A 23,737-nucleotide genomic window follows, 5' to 3' on the forward strand; every position below is an offset into this window, starting at 1 on the left:
TTATCTCCTCTTGCCTTTAAGCTTGTATACATACGCTAGCACTTCAGCAACCGCCTGGAACAGATCAGCAGGAACAGTATCACCGATTTCCGCCCTTTGGAATAATGCCCGTGCCAGCGGCTTGTTCTCCATAGTCACAACACCATGCTCCTTAGCCAGCTCCCGGATGCGAAGCGCCACATAGTCCTGGCCCTTGGCTATAATCTGCGGAGCCTCCATTTTGGAACCATCATATTTCAGGGCAACTGCAAAATGCGTCGGGTTGGTAATGATTACATCGGCTTTTGGAACCTCCTGCATCATCCGCTGCATGGCCATTCTGCGTTGGCGCTCCCTGATCTTGCCTTTAATGAGCGGGTCACCCTCCATCTTTTTGTATTCATCCTTGATTTCCTGCTTCGACATCTTCAAGCTTTTCTCATGCTCATACTTTTGATATATGTAGTCAAGAACAGCCATAATCAGCAAAGCCGCTCCAATTTTGATGCCTAGATTCAAGGTCATTTTTGCAGCAAACCGGTATACTCCTTCGGCACTTACGTGAGACAGAGAAGCGAAGCTGTCCTTCTCTCCCCAGAGCGTGCTGTATACCAGATAAGCAATCACAACCAGCTTAAAGATGGATTTCAGGAACTCAACAAATGAACGCATGGAGAAAATATTTTTGAAGCCTTTGATTGGGTTGATCTTGCTGAACTTGGGAGTGATCCCTTCGCCTGTTGCCATAAAGCCCACCTGGGCTAAATTCACTACAAGAGCAAGCACAAAGGTGATGCCGAGCAGCGGCGCCAGGAGAATCAGTATTTGCAAGCCATAATGCTTGAACATCACGGTCACATTCTCGGGAGTCACTTCCATCATCATGCGGTTCTGAAAGACATCCATGTACAGTGTAACGAACCGTTCCTTCATAAAACCGCCGAACAAGGTCAGCGTTATTAAGGCTGATAACAGAACAACCGCCCCGGACAGCTCCGCGCTTTTGGCCACCTGACCCTTTTTACGGGCATCCTGCCGTTTCTTCGGGGTTGCCTTTTCTGTCTTGTCTCCCCCGAAATGCTGAAGATTGAGTTTATAATGTTTCATCTTCGGCATCGCTCTCTCCCTTTACAGTCACCTAAGGACTCTTCCCTACAAGGCCCAGCAAATTGTGCATGGACTCAAACATAATGTCGAAGAGGTTCTGGAACAGCATGGCCAGACCCGGCATCAGTAAAAGAAGCAGCGCAAGGCCTACGATAATTTTGAGGGGTACCCCGATGACGAATACATTATATTGCGGCGCAGTTCTCGCCAGAAAAGCAAGACCAACATCTGTAAGAAATAAAGCTGTAACTAATGGGGCCGACATTTGAAAGGCCAGAATAAATGACTGTGCAAAAGTGCGTATCAGAAACTCTGAAAGGCTCCCATCTATCATTTTCATAAACAGAGCATTATCAATAGGAATCCAATCGTAGCTGTAAACGATAGCATTCAATAAATAATGATGTCCGTTCATACTCAGAAACATCAGCAGGGCGATCATATATTTGAAGTTGCCGATGATAGGTGCCGATGCGCCGGTCATAGGATCAATAACATTCGCAATCCCGAAGCCGATCTGAATATCAATGAAAGAGCCGGCCGTCTGAATCGCCATGAACATCAGATACCCAATAAACCCTAACAGCAGACCAATTAAGACCTCTCTGGCAATCAGCAAAATATAAGTCAAATCCTGCGGAACAGTAATCCCTGCTCCTCTGGAGCTGAAGACGACCAAAGCAACAAAAAAGGAAAGTCCGATTTTGAACGTTGCCGGCACACTTTGCGAAGAGAACACCGGGATTACAACAAAAAAGGCTGAAATTCGACAAAAAATCAACAGAAAGACGGGAAAACTTTGCAGCAGGGTCTCCATATCCATAGCTTCAACCGATATACATATTGAGATTGCCCAAAATTTGGCTGGTGAAGTCTACCATTTTTGTGATGATCCACGGCCCAAACAGCAGCAAAGCAAGCAAAACAGCGACAATCTTAGGAACAAACGCCAAGGTCTGCTCTTGAATCTGGGTTGTAGCTTGGAAAATACTGATAATCAAACCTACCACCAGACCAAGAATCAGCATGGGAGCGCTTGTTTCGAGCACTAAATATACGGCTTGGCCTGCTAGACCGATAATAAACTCCGTATTCATCCCTTATGCCTCCTCTTGAATCTCAGGTGTTAAAGCTTAACAGCAGTGATTTAACGACTAAGTACCACCCGTCTACCAGTACAAAGAGCATTATTTTGAAAGGTAATGAAATCATGACCGGAGGCAGCATCATCATCCCCATGGCCATCAGCGTACTCGCTACCACGATATCAATGATCAGAAAAGGAATAAAAATCATAAAGCCCATCATAAAGGCCTTTTTCATCTCACCAATGGCAAAAGCAGGTACCATCACCGTCAAAGGAATATCACTGTAGGTTGCAGGCTTGACCGAAGCTTTGTTGCCGGTGTAATTCATAAACAGCAGCAAATCCTTGGTGTTCGTCTGTTTGAACATAAATTCCTTCATGGGGTCCGCCGCTTTGTTAAGCGCCTCGGTTTGAGTAATTGTCCCCTTCATATACGGCTGCAGCGCCGTCTCATTCACCTTCGCAAGCGTCGGAGACATTATGAAAAGAGTCAGGAACAAAGCTAATCCGACAAGCACCTGGTTCGGAGGCATCTGCTGGGTACCTAACGAGGTTCTGACAAAACCCAGAACGATGACAATCCGGGTGAAGCTGGTCATCAGGATAAGGAATGCCGGAGCAACGCTCAGTACGGTAGTAAGCAGCAGAATGGAAATTGAACTCGTTCCACTGCTGGATCCATCATTATTGCCGACCTGAACGCTTATATTAGGTATAGGATCGGCATGTACGGGGTGCAAAAGCACAACACCGAATACAGCAAGCAGCAGAAATGAAAGAATCAGCTTTTTTTTCATAAATCCCTCGACTCATCCTGAAGCACATCTTCCCGGAGCAGCTCATCCATCTTCTCCTTGCGCTCTGGGGCAAGTGCAAGCTTGGATTGCAAGGTCTCGTAAAAAGAGGATGTTTCATTAAGTTCAATTTCCTGTGATGGTACCTCTCCGCGAAGTTTGGCTCTGATCTTAGCTATAAATTGAGCAAGAAAATTATTTTGTCCTGACGATTGATCCTCAAATGCTGAAATGATCAACGCTACCTCAGCCGGATCGGTGATTTTATCCAACTGGGATATATTCTCACCGACCCCGATCAGGTAGAGGCTGCCTCCGAGTTCAATAATCTGTATTGACTTGTTCGGCCCAAGGCCCAAAGCACCAAGCGTACGGATCGAACGCCCGCTCATCAAGGTCTGATTGCGGCGCCCCAGAAAACGGATGAGCAGCACTATAAGCACGATAATTACCGCAAGGACAAAAATAACGTAAAACAAATTCAGCAGGTTGTTACCCGTTCCTAGCGGTTCTACGCTGGCTGGCATGTATTCTTGTTACACGCCCAGCGTTTTGTTGATAGCTTCGATAACACGGTCTGCCTGGAAAGGCTTAACAATAAAGTCCTTGGCACCCGCTTGGATTGCGTCAATTACCATAGCCTGCTGACCCATGGCAGAACACATGATGACTTTGGCATTGGCATCCACTTTTTTGATTTCTTTCAGGGCGGCGATTCCGTCCATCTCAGGCATGGTGATATCCATCGTGATCAAATCAGGACGCAGTTCCTTAAATTTCTCAATAGCCTGTGACCCGTCTTGGGCTTCACCCACTACCTCAAATCCGTTTTTCGACAAAATGTCACGGATCATCATTCTCATAAATGCTGCATCGTCCACGATTAGAATTCGATTAGCCATTTTTACAAAATCCTCCCTAAGTATGCTTTATTGTAATCTTTGAATTCGGTCCCACTGGCTGACGATATCCGTAACGCGAACTCCGAAGTTTTCGTCGATAACTACGACTTCCCCTTTGGCAATAAGCTTGTTGTTAACCAGGATGTCGACAGGTTCACCGGCCAGCTTGTCCAGCTCGATAATCGAACCTTGCGACATTTCCAGAATATCTTTGATCTGCTTCTGGGTCCTTCCTAATTCTACGGTTACTTTCAGTGGTATGTCCATCAATAAATTCAAATTATTTTCGTCAATATTGCCAAACGCCCCGGCGCTCAGGTTAGCAAATTGTACTGGCTGTACATTTACATTGCGATTTGGAGCTGGCTGCTGAGGCGGAGCCTGCTGGTACGGCGCACCTTGCGGCGGCATACCATATGGCGGCATCCCATAAGGTGGCACTCCTGCAGGGGGATAATAATATCCTCCTTCGGGCATTCCCGGATAAGGCGGCGTTCCCTGCTGCGGATACTGCGGTGGAACTCCTCCAGGCTGTGGTGGAGGCGTCTGCTGAACCGGCGGTGCTGCCGGAGCAGGCGCAGGTGTATGTGCGGCAGGTGCAGCCGCGGGAGGGGCTTCCGTCGCAGTTGCAGCGGTCTCCTGATCACCTTGGCTAACATCTCCTAGCAGCATGGCTACCATATCCTTTGCAAACTGTACAGGCAGCAACTGCATAAGCGTGGAATCAATCAGATCTCCGATTTTCAGCCGGAATGAAATTTGAATCAATGTCTGATCATCCGGAAGACTGCCCACTCCTTCGCCGCTCGACATATTTAGAATATCAATACCCGGAGGAGAGATATTGACAAAACGGTTAAAGATGGTCGACATGGAAGTAGCCGAGGAACCCATCATCTGGTTCATCGCTTCCTGAACGGCGCTGATATGTATTTCATTCAGCTCTTCGTCCTTAGGCTCTCCTTCGCCGCCGAGCATTAGATCAGCAATAACCTGGGCATCTCTAATCTTGATAACGAGTGAGTTGATGCCCTGGAATCCATCCACATATTGTACGTGTACCGCCACATGTGGTTTAGGAAATGCTTCTTCGAATTCTCCGCGGGTGATAATGGATACCTCAGGAGTAGTAATATCAACCTTTTTGCCCAGCAGGGTGGAGAGCGCAGTAGCCGCACTGCCGAAAGTAATGTTTCCGATCTCTCCAAGCGCATCCTGTTCAAAAGGGGTTAAGAAATCAGTCACTTCCTTAGGCGTGGGATCAGCTGACCCTTCCGCTGACTGTCTTAGAAGAGCATCAATTTCTTCTTGGGATAAATAATCTTTACTCGTCAAACTCTTCAACTCCTTCGCTGACAATCTCGTCTATTTGCACAGCCACACGTTCTTTAATCATTCCAGGACTTCCGATGAATTTCAGCTTGTCGCCCACTTTGATTGACAGTCCGGAATCCACAGTCCTGTTGAGTGAAATGACGTCGCCGACGCTGAGTCCGAGAAATTCAGCAATGGATAACCTCGATTCGCCTAGCTCCGCCACAATCGGCAGTTGCGCTCTATGAACCCGCGCCCTGATGGCTTCAAGCTCAATCTCATCACGCACCTTCTTTTCAGAAACAAACCACTGATGAACGGACAGTCTGGACATAATCGGCTCCAGGACGACGTGAGGTATACACAGGTTGATCATTCCGGTCGTATCACCTATCTTGGTGCTTAAGGAAATGAGCGCTATCGTCTCATTCGGCGATACAATTTGCATGAATTGAGGATTTGTCTCCAAAGCCTCCATCCGGGGATTGATATCAAGCACTGTCTTCCAAGCTTCCTGAAGGCTATCAAAACATTTGCTAAAAATTCTCTCCATAATAGTCGTTTCAATCTCAGTCAAAGCATTAATCTTGGTGGGCGCCGCTCCAAAACCGCCGAGCAGCCTGTCAAGCATGGCAAAGGCGATATTCGGATGTACTTCCATAACCATTCGGCCTTCAAGCGGTTCCGCTTCGAAAATATTCAATATCGTCATTTTCGGAATGGAGCGGATAAACTCATCATAAGGGAGCTGCTCTACTTGAACGACATTGATCTGCACGAAGGTGCGTAATTGTGCCGAAAAGTACGTTGTAAGATAGCGAGCGAAGTTGTCATGTATCCGCGTAAGACTGCGGATATGATCTTTCGAAAATCGCACAGCCCGTTTGAAGTCATAGGAGCGAATCTTCTTCTGAGTTTCCTCTTTTTTAAGTTCGTCCGCATCCATTTCACCGGATGAAAGCGCAGCAAGCAGAGCATCTATTTCGTTTTGTGATAGTACATCAACCAATTCAATCACCCCCCTATCAAAGAATTAACCCGCCAGCAGCTAAATGGAAGCCAAAATGAATTTAGTGAATTCGATCTGGGTTATAGTGCCTTCGGTCAAATTCTTATTTAAAATATTCACTAGCTTACTGCTGAATTGATCTTTGCCGTTCGCCCCATTCAATTCCTCAGGCTTGGTATCGGCAATCGCCTTGATAATAAGCGGCGTGATCTTAATAGCTTTTATCTTTTCGAATTCCTCCTTGGACTTCGCTGTATCCAATTGGAACGCGATGTCTACTGAAAGGATGTAATCGGGGTCGGCAAGATTAGTTTTGATGTCGGTAATTTCTGCTGTCATTGCAACAATTTCATCAGCGCTGAGCTTCTTGGCTTCCACATTCTGGACAGCAGCAGTCACATCATTCGTATTGCTCGGAAAGATTTTATCCATTAATAAAAATGCAGCTACTACGATGAGTGTAATCGCCAATAAAATCGTAATGAGCCACGGCAGCATCTTTTTCATGAAAGCTCCTCCATAGACTGGACTTTAATGGTGGCAGCATATGTGCCTATGTCCCTGTTATAATCTCGGATCTTGCGGATGACTTCATCGGCCTTTTCCAGCACGATCAGTCTTTTACCAGTTACTAATGTGATGTACGTATCCGGACTTTCCTCTACCATTTCTACCAGCAGGGCATTCAGAAACATCGGTGCCCCATTCAATCTAGTTACCGCAATCATAACAGGCCTCCTAACAAAAAATAGGGGGAGGAGTTCTCCCCCACGATAGCGCAATAACAAAGCCATTCATAGGCGAAACCTTTTTATTATACAGCGAGTTTATGATTTTGGCTTAAAAAATTAACGTTTGAGGTTAACGACCTCTTGCAGCACTTCATCAGAAGTCGTAATAATACGGGAGTTGGCCTGAAACCCGCGCTGGGAAACAATCATTTCTGTGAATTCATTTGTCAGATCGACATTTGACATTTCGAGCTGACCCGATACAATAGCGCCAGTGCCATCCGCTGTATTATTGGCTGTTGTTGGGTTAAGCTCACCATCAGTGTTGGCATTAAGCGTCATCCGGTAGAGATTTCCGCCGATTTTTTCCAGACCTTGCGGGTTGGTGACTTTGGCTACACCAATTTGTACACCTGGGGTTGTGGTTCCATCAGCCATTGTCTGTATAATCGTGCCATCGCTAGAAATAGAGAATGCTGTTACCGTATCTTCCAACTGGATAGGCTGTCCAGTAGAATCCACCACGTGCAGCCCATCAGAAGTAAGAAGATTACGGCTGGCATCCATATGGAAATCCCCGGCACGCGTCAGAAAAGGTGTCTCCTGGGCATCCGAGAGCTTGACCAGAAAGAAGCCATCTCCATCAATACGCAGGTCGGTAGGATTGTTAGTGGTCATAGGGCTGCCCTGCAAATGCATTGTATCTACCGAACCAACAGTTACACCAAGTCCGATCTGCTTGGCGTTTACCCCGCCTTGACCTCCATCCACCGGAGCAGTAACTCCGGATACAGTCTGGCTCATGATGTCTTTAAACATAACGCGTCCAGATTTGAAGCCAACGGTATTAACGTTTGCGATGTTGTTGCCGATAACGTCCAGCTTTGTCTGGAAACCGCGCATACCTGAAACGCCTGCATACATTGATTTAAGCATTAATCGAATTCCTCCCGGATTATGAAGTCTTTGGACTCCAAATTTGAATTACAATAAATCTCGAGCTATGTCCGCGTCAGTCGGTCAGCGGTCATCCGGCTCTCCGTAAGGACCGGCCGGTTTATGAAATAATTACTGCACTGTCAATTTGCGTGAATACATTATCCTTCATCGAGCTTCCGTCCATAGCTGTAACTACTGTACGGTTTGGCACACTCACAATTAACGCCATATCCTTCATTAAAATCAATGATTCTTTACTTCCTTTAGCCGCTGCTTTGTCCACTGCGGACGAAATCTGATCCAATTGGCGGCTGCCAAGTTCTATCCCTCTTTGCTCCAAGCGTTTTGCCGCATGATTGCTGATCTTCAGCAAATTCTTCTGCAGCAAGCTTTCAAACGAAACTTCAGTATTCACAGGATTCTTGGAAACCTGTGGCCTTTGCAGCGTAGAAGGGTGCACACTCGAGGGATACAATTGGCCGATAGTCAGCCTTTCACTCATAGTGCCGCCCCGCTCTCCCCGTCATTCCCAGAAGATTTGCTGTCACTAACTGGAGTGGCTTCCGGTGCAGCGTTCTGAATTTGTGAGATGTTGGTTATTTCAATTTTTTCTTTGCCCACAACTGCGTACTGTACATCTTTGCTCACCACGATGGACTCCACATTGCCTGATTTCGGCTGATTTGTAGCTTTATCAGTCCATGTGATATTTTTGCCGATTAGGCTGGATACCGAACCAAGCGACTGGCTCATTGCAGTTAGCTGTGTTGAAATATTCGTCAGCTGCTCTACCGAAGTAAATTGGGCCATTTGGGCAATAAGTTCCTTATCCTCCAACGGCTGCGTCGGATCCTGATTCTGCATCTGGACCATCAAGATCTTCAAAAATTGATCCTTACCCAAGACAGAACTGCCTACCGTCTTTTTGGTACTATCGGGTACTGTGTAATTCCATTGATCCTTCGTTGATACTAGGGGTGTTTCTGCCATATCATTTCACCTCACTTATTTTTGGATTACACCTTAGCAGAGAAGCCTTGTGAGCGGGTATCCTGCTGGGCGTTAGCTACCCATTCTTTCCATTCCCCATTAAGCTCTGCAGCAACTACCGCGTCACTGTTCTCCTCGCTGCGTTCTTTGGAGCGTCTTTCCTGCTGCTGTCCGCCAAATCCGGACCCGCGTCCCTGCTGTCCATTAAATTGCGATTGGAGCGGCGTATTGTTCTGTGTAACCTCCAGCTTCTCCACTTGAAGTCCTTGGGACTGCAAAGCCGATCTAAGCTGATTCATCTGCTGCTCCAGCATATCCTTGGCTCCGGCATGTTCAGTCAAGAACTGGGCAACCAAATGACCGTTTTGCATTGTGATTTTTACATCAACCTGTCCAAGGTTCTCAGGGAAGAGTGAGATAGTAGCCTCAGCCACTCCGCCTTTTTGAACGATCTCAAGTTTACCTGTAATAAACGATGTCATCTCATGAGCGAACTTATGAACCGGTACTGGAGCTGCCTCTGCCTTTAGGGGTGCAGTGATTCCGCCACGCAAGGACAACTGGCCTGCAGTTACGATTTCATGATCGCCTGCGGCAGTCTTTACTTCAGGTAATGCTTCTGCAGTCTCCTTGGTTGTTGGGGCTTCTACCGCTCCCGCACCCTTAACTACCGGAGTGTTGTTGGTTTCTGTTCCTGCATCATCCGTTACGGGTACAACAACATTTACAGGTTTGGCGTTCTCAGTCTTTGCAGCAATGGTAACACCCGGACGAGCTTCCGGTATAACAGGCGCTTTTACTTGGGTGTCATTCTTCATTTCAGTAGTAGAAACTGGTTTCAGTGATACTGCTGAAGCTTCGGCGTTGCCAGTTGTGTTAGCTTTAGGCTTGCTCTGGGGAGCCTGGGTTTCCGCCAAAATTGCTGTGAAATTATTCAGCAAGGTGATGCCTGTGGAAGCTGTTTTTTCATCTCCACTAGCTACCGCTTGCTGAACCAGTCCCACTAGACTGTTAAGCTCGTCCTGAACGGCAAACCGCAGTGTCTCCGGGTTTTGTGCGAGAGGAGATAACGCCGCTAAAGCCGATTTTGTCTCGCCGCCGTTCTCCACAGATATCGCACCAGCCTGAGTGTTGCCGGATAGCAATGCAGATACCTGGACAAGCCATCCTTGAAGTGCAGACAGCAAAGCAGGATCGCTGCTGATGCTTTCGTCAAGCTTCTCAATATTCTCCACAAGTCCTTGCAAAGGATCGGCATTCTTGGCTGTATCTGCTTTTCCCGCTTCTTCCCCCGTTGCTTGCACGGCGTTCAGCAGTCCTTGCAGCAATGAGGCCAGGTTGCCCAGAAGAGGAGTCTCAGCACCCTTTGTTTCTGTCCCTACCATGCTTTGCACAAGGGTTTGGGCGAAAGGCATTACAGTTGCTGCTGTACCGGCAGCAGCAGCCGCCTGCGTACCCGTTGCAGTTCCAGTTGTCACCGGTGTTTTACCGCTAATTAAGGATTGAGCAACTAAACTCATTATTTTTCACCTCCTTTCAAGTGTCATTTACCGCCCATCAGCCGATTTACGACTTTAGCGGTCTGGGCGCTGTCTTTCTTCGTCATCTCTCCAAGAATAGAGGAGCGGACACTGTCGCTTACGTTATTCAAAATCTTAACAACCCTGTCCGGGCTGACCTTATACATGGAATCGAGCAGTGAAGCGGCGTCGGCCGCAGGCATGGTCGTAAATGTCTGGCTGACCTTTGCTAAGTCCAGGGTGCCGGTTGATGCTGCAGGAGTTGGTGAAGCCGCAGCAGCCTCTTGCTTGAGCCTGGATTGCAGGGCTGCAATAGCCATATCGGTCGAATTGGTGGTTTCCTTTAGCTTAACCGAGACATCGGCAGCTTTTTTAGGGTCCATCTTTTCCAATATCGCCGTTTTGCTCGCATTATTCATGACACTGAAGATTTGCACCATTTCATCCGTGGTCAAATTCTCCATAATCGGCGCAGCTTTGGAAGCTTTCATCCCCGAGTACAGCTTGGCTAATTCAGTAACCTGCTTCACATAAGGATCTTCCGTTTGCGCATTCTTGCTTGCCTCTGCCGCAGCAGCCTCTGCCTTCATCCCGTCAATTTGCTTCTGAAGCGCATCCGACTTCGTTTCCTGGGCAGCTTTGTCTTCAGAGGCTTTTCTGAGCTGCTCTGCCTGCTTTGCAAGCTGGGATTTCAGCTCCTTGATTGTTGTCTCAGAGCTTGCAGCCTGCTCTTCACTTTTCTTTTTCGCATCAGTCGAAGTGTCTCCCGTTTCGTCTTGCGGCGGGTCAGGGACCCATTTTTCCACAATGGGAATCTTGTTTGCAATCTCCAGGACATTTTTTCGAATATCCATATTAAAAAGAGTCAGCAATACCCCAAGCAGCACGAGAGTAAAGATAATAGGTATCATTAAAAATAGAAACCGCTCAAACTTGCTCGCTGACCCTTCGTTTTCAATATCCATTTCATTATTAGCCACTAGCGGAAACCTCCTGGGTTAGAGGGATTTCATCGCGAAGCGGACGGTAGCCATCTCATCCAGTTCGTTTTGTTCCCGTAAACTCATATTCTGCAGAAATGCGGTCTGAGCCTTGTCTCTGGCTTTCAGCCATACCTTCTCATCAAGCACCTTCGTGCTAAGGTGATTCTGCTTATGCTGCACTTCCAGATGCGCCCGGCTGATATCCAAGTGCTTGCGGGCAATACATTGATCCAGATAATCTACGTAATCCTGCATCTCGCGAAGCTTCGACATTGGTGTCTTTTGTTCCGCCGCATGTTGCAATGACAGCATCAATGCAGTACGCCCAGCAATTAATTCATCAAGACTTTTTTCCTGGGCTTGGAGTTCTCCGAGTGCGCTTGAGAGCATCCACTCTGCCTGTGTTTTTTCATTACCCTTCAAATCCACCACTTTTTGAAAAGTATAATGGAACCTCACTATCAATCAACTCCTTGAGAACTGAGAAATTAGAGACTCTTGAACCTCGGCCAGCGTGACCTTTTCATTCACCTTCTGCTTAGTGAAATCCCAGATGCTATCAATATAATGCATGGACTCGTCGATCTGGGCATTAGAGCCTCTCTGGTAGGCTCCAATGTTGATCAAATCCTCAGAATCCTTGTACACCGCCATTAGCCGTTTCACGTTCTCGGCTGCGGCGATCTGTTCCTCAGGAGCGATATCCTTCATGACACGGCTGATACTGGACAACACATCAATTGCGGGAAAATGCCCTTTGTTGGCAATACTCCGGTTTAGCACAATGTGTCCGTCAAGTATTCCCCGCACCGCATCGGCAATCGGCTCGTTCATATCGTCACCGTCTACCAACACTGTATAAAAAGCGGTTATAGAACCGGTAGGTCCCGTTCCGGCCCGTTCAAGCAGCTTAGGCAGGCTGGCAAATACGGAAGGTGTATACCCTCTCATTGCGGGAGGTTCACCAACGGCGAGCCCAACCTCGCGCTGCGCCATGGCATAACGGGTAACGGAATCCATCATCAGCATGACGTTTAAGCCCCGGTCGCGAAAATATTCGGCAATTGTTGTAGCGATAAGCGCCCCTTTGATCCGAATGAGTGCAGGCTGGTCTGAAGTAGCAACCACGACCACTGAACGCTGCAGACCTTCAGGCCCGAGATCGCGTTCAATGAAATCCAGTACCTCTCTGCCCCGTTCACCGATCAGGGCAATCACATTCACGTCGGCTGACGTATTGCGGGCAATCATCCCCATGAGCGTACTCTTGCCTACACCTGACCCGGCAAATATGCCGACGCGTTGTCCTTTTCCGATGGTCAATAGCCCGTCAATTGCCCTAACCCCGATACTGATCGGCTCATGCACGCGCGGACGGTTCAGCGGGTTGGATGGAATATTGAAGGTAGAGCTATGCGGCATACGCGCCGGGATTAGCGAGCCGTCGAGCGGCTGGCCCAGTCCGTCGAGCACCTTGCCCAACAATTCCGATCCTACTTGAACGCTCAGCGGCTTACCTGTACCTACAACATCACAGCCTGGGCCAATTGCCTGCAGTTCTCCAAGCGGCATCAGCAGCACTTTATTGTCACGGAAGCCGACAACCTCAGCCTGGAGCGGCTTATTGCCTTTTGACGGATAAATGTAGCATACGTCTCCGATACTGGCGTCCGGCCCTTCCGACTCAACCATCAGCCCGATAACTTGTGTAACCTTCCCGTTGATTCTTACCGGGTCGAAATTACGCAATTGCTCTTTATATCGTCTGCTGTCAAGCATCGTCTTCCCCATTTCTGTGCTCATCAGTATCCAGTGCGATTCTTACCAGCTCTTTCTTGATTTCCGTAAGCTGTGTATCAATACGTGCATCAATGCTGCCAAAGGAAGAGCGGATTACACAGCCGAGATCCTTTACGGTTGAATCGGGCAGTATCTGAAGCTCAGCCTGTGAATCCACCGCCAGTGCTAATTCTTCTCTCGCTGCATTCACAAAAGCGAATTGCCCCGGTGACACACACAATGAAATCAAGCCTTGTTCTCGTTTGCGGGCAAGATTATTGCGGATCAAATCAATGGCGAATTGCGGCTCTATTGTGAGCTGCTTGTCCACAATTTTCTCGGCAATATCACAGCTTAGCTCTACCAGAAATGGCTCGGCCTCCTGAATAATAACATCTTTGGCCCGATAGGCTTCCTGAAGCACATTGCTTGCTTCCTCCATCATCTCGGCCAGCTTCAACGCCATTTCTTGTTCAGCCTGTGCCAATCCTTCTTGATATCCCTGCTGATAGGCCTCGGATTTGAGAGCCTCCACAAGATGCTCATCCTGCTCCCGTTGCTGCCGCCACCATTCTTCGGCTTCTGTCCGTGCTGATTCCACAATATTCTCAGCTTCCTGCGCCGCATTCCGGACCTGATCTTCGGCAAACTCCTGGGCATCCTTGAGCATTTGCTTGCGGGCCTGCTCCGCCTCTTCCCTGGCGGTATCCTGATAATGCACCTCATGCGCTGATTCCTCTGAAGCAGCAGGCTCCTCGGTCAGTCCAGCATGCTGCCTGGCTTGTTCCAGCCGTTTCAGAACATCTACCGGAACATATTGAGAATGTTTGATCAGCTTAGACAATAATGTCATCTCCTCCGCCACGGGCGATGATTATTTCACCTGATTCTTCGAGTCTGCGGATCGTGCCTACGATGCGGGTCTGAGCTTCCTCGACATCACGCAGCCGCACCGGACCCATGTATTCCATTTCTTCGCGGAAGGTTTCCGCCATCCGTTTGGACATATTGCGGAAGATAACGTCCCGCACTTCTTCGCTCGCCACTTTGAGCGCAAGCTGCAAATCGGCATTTTCGATATCGCGGATAATGCGCTGAATCGAACGGTTGTCCACATTGACAATATCCTCGAATACGAACATCCGCTTCTTGATTTCTTCGGCCAGCTCGGGATCTTGAATTTCCAGTGAATCCAAGATTGTGCGTTCCGTACCGCGGTCAACACCATTCAGAATCTGCACAATCGACTCGATGCCGCCGGCATTTGTATAATCCTGAGTTACAGTTGCAGACAGCTTCTGCTCCAGCACCCGTTCAATTTGTGTAACAACCTCCGGCGAAGTACTGTCCATGATCGCAATTCTTCTGGCTACCTCAGCCTGCTTCTCCTGCGGAAGCGAAGAGAGAATTGAAGCCGCCTGTTCAAATTGCAGGTAGGACAGCACGAGGGCAATGGTCTGTACATTTTCATTTTGAATAAAGTTCAGAATCTGACTTGGATCAGCCTTCCGGGCAAAATCGAAAGGCCGAACCTGCAAGGTTGCTGTCAGACGATTGATAACCTCCATCGCCTTGCTGGAACCGAGCGCTTTCTCCAGAATCTCCTTGGCATAGTTGATACCGCCTTGGGATATATATTCCTGAGCGAGACAGATCTGATGAAATTCTGACATGATTGCCTCTTTCTCCGCGCTGTCCACCTTGCGGACATTTGCGATTTCCAGAGTCAACTGCTCGATTTCCTCATCTCTTAAATGCTTAAAAATTTGCGCCGATACCTCGGGCCCTAGTGTGATGAGCAGGATTGCCGCCTTTTGACGGCCGCTAAGCACCTGCTGCTGGGTGGCTTTTGCCATTTGTTCACCTCTGTTCGTCTGCAAGCCATGTACGCAGCAGATTTACGAATTCGTCCGGTTTCTTCTTGGCCAGACTTTCCAGTTGTTTGCGAACCTGGCTTTCGTTCGTTACGCTCTCCAAGTTGATAGACGGGAACTCTGTAGGAACCTGTAGTGGAATATCTTCTTCCACTTCTTCTTCCTTCTTTTTGCGGCTGCGGTAAATGAAGTATCCACCACCTGCGCCAGCAAGCAAAGCGGCCGCCCCTATCGCCCAAATCATCCATGTTGCAAGTCCGCCTGAAGCGGCATTTGCAGCAGTACTTCCGAATTGTTGCGAATATACCGAAACTTTTTTCGTTAAATCTGCGTCTGTATAGGTAACACCTGAATCTGCAAGAGAAGCGCGTACGATATTCACCAAGATGTTCTGAATTGCCGCTGAAGTTGTTGCATCTAAAGTTGTTTGTCCATTAGGTGGTTCAACTGCAACATTTATGGTTAAGTCTTTAACAGTATAAGGACTTGCAATAATATCCTTGGTGATTCGATTCACTTCATAGTTTCTTGTCTCCGAAGATTCCTCAGATGTAGAAGTGCCCGAGCCTGTAGACGAAGGATAACCCGAAACATCTTGCGAGCCTGTACCCGCAACCCCCCCGGTAGTGTTTCCCTGACCAGAATAGGAATTGCTGATAATCTGCGAGCTGATCTCAATCCCTTTCATATTCTCCGCATCTACCGGTGTGACCAGATCTTCTTTGCGGTTCTCTTTGTCAAAATTAAGTTTGGAGAACACAAGAACATCCACTTTATCCGGACCTGTGAGCGTACTAAGGAATTGTTTCACATTTTTCTTGACTTCCTCTTCAAATTTCTTTTGCAGAGCGAAGTTCTCTTCAACCTGGCTCGATACACCGGCTTGTCCGCCTTTAGCCGTCGGCATTAATTCGATTTCATTGTTAGCAATCGTAATGTTGTCAATCGGCAAGTTCGGAACAGCCGTCTTCACTAGATTGAAGTAACCGTCTATGTTGTCCTGAGTAGGTCTGAAGCCAGGATCAAAGGTGAGTACTACCGAAGCAGAAGCCTGCTCCTGATCCTGTTGTGATGCAAATACCGTTTCTTTGGGCAGATTGACCAGAACCTTGGCATCCTTGACGCCCTGCATCCGTCTCATCAACTGCTCCACTTCACCATTCAAGGCATTGTTGTATTTAACATTAAATTCGCTGTCCGTAGTACCGATCATCGAAGAAGACTGGTCGAATACTTTGTATCCGATGGAACCGCCTTGCACAATCCCCTTCGAACCAATGTCTACTTTGACTCGGGCGGCATCCGTACTTGGTACAGAGATGCTTTTGCCGTCAGGACTTAAGCGGTAAGAAATACCGGCCGAATCCAGATATGTCATTACTCCGGCTGAATCCGTGCTGTCCAAATCCTGAAATGCCACTTCATACTCCGTCTTCGATAACTGCATCGTTAAAACCACAATAATGAGTATGATGATAAACAATGTTGAGAAAAATAGTATTTTCTGTTTACCGCTGAATCTGTTCCAATACTGGGTAAGCTTCTCCCGGTACTGGGCAAATCTTTCATTCACAGTGTCACCCCATCCGAAACTAAGCTAGGATTATTTAGATTTGAGTTCTCATAATTTCCTGATAGGCTTCAATCACTTTGTTCCGGACTTGTGTAGTCAACTGCAAACTCAGCAACGCCTGTGAGGCAGAAATCATGGTATCTTCGAGGTTGGCCTCTCCCAGGACAAACTTATTACTCATATCCTTCGCCTGCTGTTCTTGATTAGCTACTTGATTCAAAGCATCTTGCAGATATGCGCCAAAGCTTTGACCAGAACCATCAACAGTTGCAGTTTCAGCAGTTGACGTTTTCATAGCGAGCGGCTTAATGGCTTGGGCTCCAATACTTAAATTCTGTATCAACTGTTTCCCTCCCGGTGTGTTGTAATTTTATCGTCCTATCGTCCAATTTCGAGAGCCTTGACTACCATGGCCTTCGATGCGTTCAGCATCGTAACATTCGCATCAAAGGAGCGTGATGCCGACAGCATGTCCACCATTTCTTTTGCCATATCCACATTGGGCATGTACACATATCCGTTAGCATCCGCATCCGGATGACTCGGATTATACACAGGCTTCAGTGGAGATGAATCATCAATAATCGACTGAACCTTAACTCCCGCGGCATCTCCGCCGTTCATCTTGGAACTAAGTACATCAGAAAAGCTATCGTTCTTCGCCGTTTCCAGCACAACCAGCTTTCGCCGGTAAGGTACCGCTTTGCCGTCAACTACAGAGGCTCTTGTTGTCTCCGCATTGGCGATATTGGAGGAGATTACGTCCATTCTGAGCCGTTGGGCGGTTAATGCCGAAGCGCTTATTCCAAAGCTGCTGCCAAAGTTCATTTACACTCTACCTCCCTTCAACGACAGTACGCATCATTGTTATTTGGCTGTTTAACTGCTCTACATATGAATCGTGCCTCAGTTGGTTCTCGGCGCTTAGCGCCTGCTCCCGTTCCATGTCCACATTGTTGCCGTTATTATTCATCGACGTGGTTTCATCTGTGCTGACGACTGCGGCTGGTACAATAGTACTGGTGCCAAATTGAAAGTGGCGAGAATCCGTCACCTTTGCATTAAGCGTTGGCTTAAGTCCGCTCTCCTGTTGCTGAAGGATACTCTCAAAATTAACATAAGAGCGCTTGAAATTCGGAGTGTCGACGTTCGCTACATTATTCGCCAAAACACTTTGTCGTTTGCTGGCGGCATCTAGGCCTCCTTGTAATCTTTGAAAACTGACACTGTTCAACAAACCCAATGCTAATCCCTCCTCCAAAGCTATCGTGATGAAAAGAATTCCACAGACTCTTTGCGAATTCCTGCTTGATTCGACAGAAAAAGCTAAAAAACTTCCTGATATGCCGAAAAAAGGTCGAAAATTGTCGGTGGGCAGTTTTTATGTCAATCTCACATACATTGATTCTCTTAGAATTTGTATATTATTACAATAAGAAATAAGCCCTATCTTTTCTGAAAAGAGAGGGCTTAAAGCATGTTTTTTCAATTTTCTTCCTTTTTATTTACAAATTATGTCATCGTGTAACAGTATATTACACTTTATGCTCCGTATCCGCTGAATTACGGTATACCACTAATTCTATTTACCTAATTTTGAAGTTCTGATGGCTGTCACACTATAGGATATACTGGCTTAAATCGCGGTTCTGGGCGATTCCTGCCAATTTTTCCCGAACATACTCCGGAGTGATCACCATTGTATCCAAAGTTAACTCTGGCGCTTCAAAAGACAGGTCCTCCAGCAACTTCTCCAAAATCGTATGCAGACGGCGCGCACCAATATTCTCCATATTTTGATTCACCGAGGCCGCTATCCGGGCAATTTCATAAATAGCCTCTTGTTGAAACTGGATTTCGAGATTCTCAGTTTGCAGCAGATTGACATACTGTTTGGTGAGCGCGTTCTCCGGTTCAGTAAGGATGGAGACAAAATCCTCAAGCGAAAGACTGCTCAGCTCCACGCGGATCGGAAACCGGCCCTGCAGCTCTGGAATGAGGTCGGAAGGCTTAGCGATATGAAACGCTCCTGCAGCGATGAATAGCACGTAGTCCGTCTTCACAGGGCCATATTTAGTCATTACCGTAGATCCCTCTACAATCGGCAGAATATCGCGCTGAACACCCTCACGGGATACATCCGGGCCGGAGCCTTTGCCTTGGCTTGCCACTTTGTCGATCTCATCAATGAAAATGATGCCTGACTGCTCGGCACGGGCAACCGATTCCTGGATCACATCATCCATATCAATCAGCTTGGCCGCTTCGTCCTGGATCAGCACCTTACGGGCTTCCCGGATCGGAAGCTTGCGCTTCTTAGTCCGCTTCGGCAGGAGGCTACCGAACATTTCCTGCATGTTCATACCCATCTGGTCATTGCCCTGTCCAGCGAACATATCCAGCATCGTAGGGGCGGTATCTTCAACATCAATCTCAATGATGTCGTCCTCCAGCTGCCCTGCCAGCAGCTTGAACTTGACTCCGCGGCGGCGCTCGCTCAGACTTCCGTCCTCGGCCTCTTCCTTGGTGTCCTCCGCCCCTGCATTGTTCCCGCCAAAGATCATTTCAAAAGGATTACGCTGTGACTTGTTCTTTGAGGATGCCGGCACCAGGATAGAAACAATGCGATCGTTAGCCAGCTCTTCGGCACGATCCTTTACTTTTTCAGTCCGTTCCAGCTTTACCATGCGAATCGAGGTTTCGACCAAATCGCGGACCATCGACTCCACGTCGCGCCCTACATAACCGACCTCCGTAAACTTGGTTGCTTCCACCTTGATGAATGGAGCGTTGACCAGCTTTGCCAGACGCCGGGCGATCTCGGTTTTTCCGACACCGGTCGGTCCGATCATCAAAATATTCTTGGGTACAACCTCATCCCTCAGCTCTTCAGACAGCAGACTGCGGCGATACCGGTTGCGGAGTGCGACAGCTACCGATTTTTTGGCCTGCTTCTGGCCAACGATATATTTATCAAGCTCTGCGACGATTTGTCGGGGTGTAAGCGATTGATTCACCATTGTGACTTCCTCCCTTTTTCTGAGGCACCGTGCCTATAATTGTTCAACGATGATATTGGAATTGGTATATACGCATATCTCGGAAGCGATTTTCAGCGCCTCTCCGGCAATTTCTGCAGCACTCATACTTGGAGCATGACGCTTGAGCGCCCGTCCGGAAGCAAGGGCAAAGTTGCCGCCCGAGCCAATCGCCAGCACATCATCATCCGGTTCAATAATCTCGCCATTGCCGGAAATCAGCAGCATGCCTTCCTTATCCATCACAATCATCAGTGCTTCCAGCTTGCGCAGGATACGGTCCTGCCGCCAATCCTTGGCTAGCTCGACAGCAGCCCGCTGCAGATTGCCATGATGCTCCTCCAGTTTGCCCTCGAACTTCTCGAATAACGTGATCGCATCAGAAACAGAACCTGCAAAGCCCGCAATGACTTGTCCTCTATACAGGCGGCGGACCTTTCTGGCCGTCGTCTTCATAATGACACTTTCTCCGAAAGTAACCTGACCGTCCCCTGCTATCGCAGCCTGGCCGTTATGTCTTACCGCACAAATCGTAGTCGCATGAAAGCTTGGCAACATAATAAGCATCCTCCCAAAAGTTTTGTTAGCAACCTAAGATGGATCAGACTCAGCGGTCACAGGCTCTTTATAAGCAAGACCGGTAGAGGCCGCAAAATTGGCGAGACTGTCCAAAGCGCGATGTGCAAGCAGTTCATTTTTTTCTTTTTTATTACGGATTTTCTTCTCCAGCTTTGGCAGCAGGCCAAAATTGGCGTTCATCGGCTGAAAATGGTCTGGATCGGCAGAAGTAATGTAAGCCGGCATGCTGCCAAGCACACTATCCTCAGGAAAAACCAGCATTTCCTTGCCAAGCGCCGCTCTCGCTGCATTCACACCTGCAATCAGCCCCGATGCCGCGGATTCAACATATCCTTCGACCCCGGTCATCTGACCGGCAAAAAACAGCCTTTCCCGGCCCTTCATTTGATAGGTGGGATGCAGAAGCTTCGGAGAGTTAATAAATGTATTGCGGTGCATTACGCCATAGCGGACGTACTCGGCATTCTCAAGTCCCGGTATCAACGAAAATACCCGCTTCTGTTCACCCCATTTAAGATGCGTCTGGAAGCCGACCAGATTATAAAGAGTTCCTGCAGCATTATCCTGACGCAATTGCACAACCGCGTAAGGCAGCTTGCCCGTATGGGGGTTTAGTAGACCTACCGGTTTCATCGGGCCGAACAAAGCCGTCTGTTTGCCGCGCTTCATCATAATTTCAATCGGCATGCAGCCCTCAAAGTAAATCTCTTTCTCAAAATCCTTGAGCGCGGCTGTCTCCGCTGAAATAAGCGCATCGTAAAAACGGTCAAATTCCTCCTCTGTCATCGGACAGTTCAAATATGCCGCTTCTCCTTTATCATACCGGGAGGCCAGATATACTTTATTCATGTCGATCGTATCTTTCTCCACTATCGGCGCGGCGGCATCATAGAAGTAGAAATACTCTTCGCCAAGCAGCCCCTTGATCTCTGCGGACAAGGCTGGTGAAGTGAGTGGGCCGGTAGCAATAACTACAATCCCTTCCTCCGGTATATGCGTGAGTTCTTCATTTATGACTTCCACAAGGGGATGATTATGCAGCGTTGTTGTAATTTCACCGGAGAATCCGTCGCGGTCAACGGCAAGCGCCCCGCCAGCGGGAACCGCATGACGGTCGGCTGCGCCCAGCACCAGCGAATCCAGACGGCGCATTTCCTCCTTCAGCACGCCTACAGCATTGCCAAGCCCGTTGGCACGCAGCGAGTTGCTGCATACCAGCTCGGCGAACTGATCCGTATGATGTGCAGGCGTCTTCACGGCAGGCCTCATTTCATATAATCTGACCGGCACTCCCCGCGAAGCAATCTGCCAGGCCGCCTCGCTGCCGGCGAGACCTGCCCCAATTACTGTAACTTTAGCTATATCAGTCAATTTCATTTCCTCCTGTAGAGCGTTTATTCTGCTATTTCTTCGTTGTCAAGAACTGCCTCTGTATGGTCACATGAAGTACATTGCAGCTTCGTACCCTGCTTGCTGCGCTTCTCAACCATCCAGGAGCCGCAGACCGGACACGGCTTAATCGACGGTCTGTCCCAGGAGACAAAGTCACAGCCCGGATACTGATCACAGCCATAGAAGACACGCCCCTTCTTGCTGCGGCGTTCTACAACCTTCCCTTCATGGCACTTCGGACAGGTCACCCCGATGTCCTTAACAATCGGCTTTGTGTTGCGGCAATCCGGAAACCCTGAGCAGGCCAGAAACTTACCGAAACGCCCCAGCTTGTAGACCATAGGCTTGCCGCATTTCTCGCACAGCTCATCCGAGACTTCATCCTCAATCTCGATCTCTTTCATTTCTTCCTCAGCAAATACAAGCCGCTTCTCAAAGGATTCATAGAATTCCGCGAGTACCTTGACCCAATCCTCTGCGCCTTCCTCTACATGGTCAAGATCCCCTTCCATGTGCGCGGTAAACTCCACATCAAGAATCTCCGGGAAAAACTGTTCCATTTGTTCTATGATCAGCTCTCCGAGCTCTGTCGGCATAAATTTCTTTTCTTCAATCGCCACATAGCCGCGTTTCTGGATGGTTTCCAGCGTCGGGGCGTATGTACTTGGCCGCCCTATGCCCAGCTCCTCCAGCGTCTTCACCAGCCGTGCTTCCGTATAGCGTGGAGGCGGCTGGGTAAAATGCTGCTTAGGGTCGATTTCATGCTTAACGAGGTCGTCTCCGGCCTTCAGCGGCGGCAAAAACTTCTCCTCATCCGTCGTACCATCATCATTGCCTTCCACATAGACCTTCATAAATCCCGGAAAGGAAACCTTGGAACCAACAGCTCTGAATACAGCAGTTCCTGCATTTATATCTACCGAGAGCGTATCCAAGAGCGCCGAGGACATTTGGCTGGAGACAAAACGCTCCCAGATCAGCTTATACAGCCTGAATTGGTCGCGGCTCATGAACTCCTTGACCATTTCAGGTTCACGAAGTGCTGAGGTGGGACGAATAGCTTCATGCGCATCCTGTGCTCCAGCAGCTTTTTTTGAATATTGTCTAGGGGCTTCAGGAACAAATTTCTCCCCGTATTTGGCCAGGATCAGTTCTTTGGCTTCTTCCTGCGCTGTGGTGGACAGTCGTGTAGAGTCAGTACGCATATAGGTAATCAAACCGACGGTGCCTTCTTTTCCAAGCTCAACACCTTCATAGAGCTGCTGCGCCACAGACATCGTCTTGGCTGCACGGAAGCCAAGCTTACGGGCCGCCTCCTGCTGTAGGGAACTAGTCGTAAACGGCGCCGAGGGATGACGCTGCCGTTCCTTCTCTTTAACCTCACTTACCTTAAAAGCAGCATTCTTGATCGCTTCAAGCACTTCCTGAACATCGCTTTCCTGGCCAAGCTCTTTCTTCTCGCCGTTCAGCTTGTGAAACTTGGCTTCAAAAATTGAATCCCGGATACCCAGCTTCGCCGTAATACTCCAATATTCAGTTGGCACAAACGCAGAGATTTCATTCTCGCGGTCCATGATAATCTTAACGGCAACGGACTGTACCCGGCCGGCAGACAAGCCCTTCTTCACTTTCTTCCATAATAATGGGCTAATCTTGTAGCCAACCAGACGATCCAGAATCCGGCGGGCCTGCTGGGCATTCACGAGATCCATATTAATTTTGCGCGGTGTCTTGAAGGCATCCTTGACAGCCTGCTTGGTAATCTCATTAAAAACCACCCGGCACTCCTGCGTGTTGTCCAGTTCCAGCGCATGCGCCAGATGCCAGGCGATTGCTTCTCCTTCGCGGTCCGGGTCAGCCGCCAGATATACTTTTTTCACTTTTTTGCTGGCGTCCTTGAGTTCCTTCAGAATAGAACCCTTGCCGCGGATCGTGATGTATTTGGGACTAAAATGATTCTCTACCTCTACACCGATCTGGCTCTTCGGCAGATCCCGAATATGTCCCATTGAAGCCTTTACGATATATTTACTGCCTAAATATTTACCAATTGTCTTCGCTTTTGCCGGCGACTCGACAATAACTAACGCATCCGCCATAGGTTGTTCCCCCTAAAATTTTGTAAGCATATGCTTCGTTTGACATGG

27 protein-coding genes are annotated in these 23,737 nt (G+C 48.3%); all 27 read right to left on the reverse strand.

The genetic code is table 11. The features are described from left to right. The 27 genes from flhB to topA all read right to left on the reverse strand — a co-directional run bounded on the left by flhB (window position 1) and on the right by topA (window position 23,689). Entirely contained in the window at window positions 1-1,095 is a 1,095-nt protein-coding gene (gene flhB / locus AC0LWN_RS04915) for a flagellar biosynthesis protein FlhB (RefSeq protein WP_458962628.1), read from the reverse strand. 22 nt (window positions 1,096-1,117) lie between these two features. Then, a complete protein-coding gene (fliR, locus tag AC0LWN_RS04920) occupies window positions 1,118-1,903 on the reverse strand; it encodes a flagellar biosynthetic protein FliR (protein ID WP_474663593.1) in 786 nt (261 codons plus the stop codon). A gap of 10 nt (window positions 1,904-1,913) precedes the next feature. Then, window positions 1,914-2,183 carry a flagellar biosynthesis protein FliQ gene (fliQ, locus tag AC0LWN_RS04925; RefSeq protein WP_019910420.1) on the reverse strand — a complete coding sequence of 90 codons (270 nt, stop codon included), beginning with the start codon at window positions 2,181-2,183 and terminating at the stop codon, window positions 1,914-1,916. Window positions 2,184-2,205: 22 nt separating this feature from the next. Further along, window positions 2,206-2,970 carry a flagellar type III secretion system pore protein FliP gene (fliP, locus tag AC0LWN_RS04930; protein ID WP_458962629.1) on the reverse strand — a complete coding sequence of 255 codons (765 nt, stop codon included), beginning with the start codon at window positions 2,968-2,970 and terminating at the stop codon, window positions 2,206-2,208. After that, complete coding sequence (locus AC0LWN_RS04935) at window positions 2,967-3,494, reverse strand: flagellar biosynthetic protein FliO (protein WP_458962630.1); 528 nt, start codon at window positions 3,492-3,494, stop codon at window positions 2,967-2,969. The genes fliP and AC0LWN_RS04935 overlap by 4 nt, the downstream gene beginning before the upstream one ends. A gap of 9 nt (window positions 3,495-3,503) precedes the next feature. Continuing rightward, the gene (locus tag AC0LWN_RS04940) at window positions 3,504-3,869 is read right to left on the reverse strand and encodes a response regulator (RefSeq protein ID WP_019910416.1); all 366 of its coding nucleotides are present in this window, start codon (window positions 3,867-3,869) and stop codon (window positions 3,504-3,506) included. A gap of 27 nt (window positions 3,870-3,896) precedes the next feature. Further along, window positions 3,897-5,204 (reverse strand): flagellar motor switch phosphatase FliY, encoded by a 1,308-nt coding sequence (gene fliY / locus AC0LWN_RS04945; protein WP_474663445.1) that lies wholly within the window; start codon window positions 5,202-5,204, stop codon window positions 3,897-3,899. Next, entirely contained in the window at window positions 5,194-6,192 is a 999-nt protein-coding gene (gene fliM / locus AC0LWN_RS04950) for a flagellar motor switch protein FliM (protein WP_458962632.1), read from the reverse strand. Before fliM ends, fliY begins: the two co-directional genes overlap by 11 nt. 39 nt (window positions 6,193-6,231) lie before the next feature. Continuing rightward, a complete protein-coding gene (locus AC0LWN_RS04955) occupies window positions 6,232-6,699 on the reverse strand; it encodes a flagellar basal body-associated FliL family protein (RefSeq protein ID WP_458962633.1) in 468 nt (155 codons plus the stop codon). Continuing rightward, the gene (locus AC0LWN_RS04960; RefSeq protein ID WP_019910412.1) at window positions 6,696-6,920 is read right to left on the reverse strand and encodes a flagellar FlbD family protein; all 225 of its coding nucleotides are present in this window, start codon (window positions 6,918-6,920) and stop codon (window positions 6,696-6,698) included. The genes AC0LWN_RS04955 and AC0LWN_RS04960 overlap by 4 nt, the downstream gene beginning before the upstream one ends. A 120-nt stretch (window positions 6,921-7,040) precedes the next feature. Continuing rightward, entirely contained in the window at window positions 7,041-7,859 is an 819-nt protein-coding gene (gene flgG, locus AC0LWN_RS04965) for a flagellar basal body rod protein FlgG (protein ID WP_458962634.1), read from the reverse strand. A gap of 121 nt (window positions 7,860-7,980) precedes the next feature. Continuing rightward, a complete protein-coding gene (locus tag AC0LWN_RS04970; protein ID WP_474663446.1) occupies window positions 7,981-8,364 on the reverse strand; it encodes a TIGR02530 family flagellar biosynthesis protein in 384 nt (127 codons plus the stop codon). After that, a complete protein-coding gene (locus tag AC0LWN_RS04975; protein ID WP_474663447.1) occupies window positions 8,361-8,852 on the reverse strand; it encodes a flagellar hook capping FlgD N-terminal domain-containing protein in 492 nt (163 codons plus the stop codon). Before AC0LWN_RS04975 ends, AC0LWN_RS04970 begins: the two co-directional genes overlap by 4 nt. Window positions 8,853-8,878: 26 nt before the next feature. Then, entirely contained in the window at window positions 8,879-10,372 is a 1,494-nt protein-coding gene (locus AC0LWN_RS04980; protein WP_474663448.1) for a flagellar hook-length control protein FliK, read from the reverse strand. A gap of 23 nt (window positions 10,373-10,395) precedes the next feature. Further along, on the reverse strand, window positions 10,396-11,352 hold the full coding sequence (locus tag AC0LWN_RS04985) for a magnesium transporter MgtE N-terminal domain-containing protein (protein ID WP_474663449.1): 957 nt from the start codon (window positions 11,350-11,352) through the stop codon (window positions 10,396-10,398). 18 nt (window positions 11,353-11,370) lie between these two features. Continuing rightward, window positions 11,371-11,814 (reverse strand): flagellar export protein FliJ, encoded by a 444-nt coding sequence (gene fliJ / locus AC0LWN_RS04990; RefSeq protein ID WP_474663450.1) that lies wholly within the window; start codon window positions 11,812-11,814, stop codon window positions 11,371-11,373. Between the two features lie 6 nt (window positions 11,815-11,820). Then, window positions 11,821-13,134, reverse strand: coding sequence for a flagellar protein export ATPase FliI (gene fliI / locus AC0LWN_RS04995; protein WP_019910403.1), 1,314 nt, complete (start codon window positions 13,132-13,134; stop codon window positions 11,821-11,823). Then, window positions 13,127-13,978: a FliH/SctL family protein gene (locus AC0LWN_RS05000; RefSeq protein WP_474663451.1), complete on the reverse strand. Its 852-nt coding sequence runs from the start codon at window positions 13,976-13,978 to the stop codon at window positions 13,127-13,129. Before AC0LWN_RS05000 ends, fliI begins: the two co-directional genes overlap by 8 nt. Next, a complete protein-coding gene (gene fliG, locus AC0LWN_RS05005; RefSeq protein WP_474663452.1) occupies window positions 13,971-14,990 on the reverse strand; it encodes a flagellar motor switch protein FliG in 1,020 nt (339 codons plus the stop codon). The genes AC0LWN_RS05000 and fliG overlap by 8 nt, the downstream gene beginning before the upstream one ends. Before the next feature lie 4 nt (window positions 14,991-14,994). Then, a complete protein-coding gene (fliF, locus tag AC0LWN_RS05010) occupies window positions 14,995-16,581 on the reverse strand; it encodes a flagellar basal-body MS-ring/collar protein FliF (protein ID WP_474663453.1) in 1,587 nt (528 codons plus the stop codon). A 34-nt stretch (window positions 16,582-16,615) separates the two neighbouring features. Then, window positions 16,616-16,924 (reverse strand): flagellar hook-basal body complex protein FliE, encoded by a 309-nt coding sequence (gene fliE, locus AC0LWN_RS05015; RefSeq protein ID WP_474663454.1) that lies wholly within the window; start codon window positions 16,922-16,924, stop codon window positions 16,616-16,618. A 35-nt stretch (window positions 16,925-16,959) separates the two neighbouring features. Further along, window positions 16,960-17,409, reverse strand: coding sequence for a flagellar basal body rod protein FlgC (flgC, locus tag AC0LWN_RS05020; RefSeq protein ID WP_458962644.1), 450 nt, complete (start codon window positions 17,407-17,409; stop codon window positions 16,960-16,962). A 7-nt stretch (window positions 17,410-17,416) separates the two neighbouring features. Further along, window positions 17,417-17,824, reverse strand: coding sequence for a flagellar basal body rod protein FlgB (gene flgB / locus AC0LWN_RS05025; protein ID WP_458962645.1), 408 nt, complete (start codon window positions 17,822-17,824; stop codon window positions 17,417-17,419). 376 nt (window positions 17,825-18,200) lie between these two features. Beyond that, the gene (gene hslU / locus AC0LWN_RS05030; RefSeq protein ID WP_474663455.1) at window positions 18,201-19,601 is read right to left on the reverse strand and encodes an ATP-dependent protease ATPase subunit HslU; all 1,401 of its coding nucleotides are present in this window, start codon (window positions 19,599-19,601) and stop codon (window positions 18,201-18,203) included. Window positions 19,602-19,634: 33 nt separating this feature from the next. Then, a complete protein-coding gene (hslV, locus tag AC0LWN_RS05035; protein WP_474663456.1) occupies window positions 19,635-20,177 on the reverse strand; it encodes an ATP-dependent protease subunit HslV in 543 nt (180 codons plus the stop codon). 33 nt (window positions 20,178-20,210) lie between these two features. Continuing rightward, the gene (gene trmFO, locus AC0LWN_RS05040; protein WP_474663457.1) at window positions 20,211-21,575 is read right to left on the reverse strand and encodes an FADH(2)-oxidizing methylenetetrahydrofolate--tRNA-(uracil(54)-C(5))-methyltransferase TrmFO; all 1,365 of its coding nucleotides are present in this window, start codon (window positions 21,573-21,575) and stop codon (window positions 20,211-20,213) included. Between the two features lie 17 nt (window positions 21,576-21,592). Beyond that, window positions 21,593-23,689, reverse strand: a complete 2,097-nt coding sequence (gene topA / locus AC0LWN_RS05045) for a type I DNA topoisomerase (RefSeq protein WP_474663458.1) — start codon at window positions 23,687-23,689, stop codon at window positions 21,593-21,595. Between the last annotated feature and the right edge of the window lie 48 nt (window positions 23,690-23,737).

The sequence above is a fragment of the Paenibacillus sp. sgz302115 genome, from assembly GCF_056120445.1.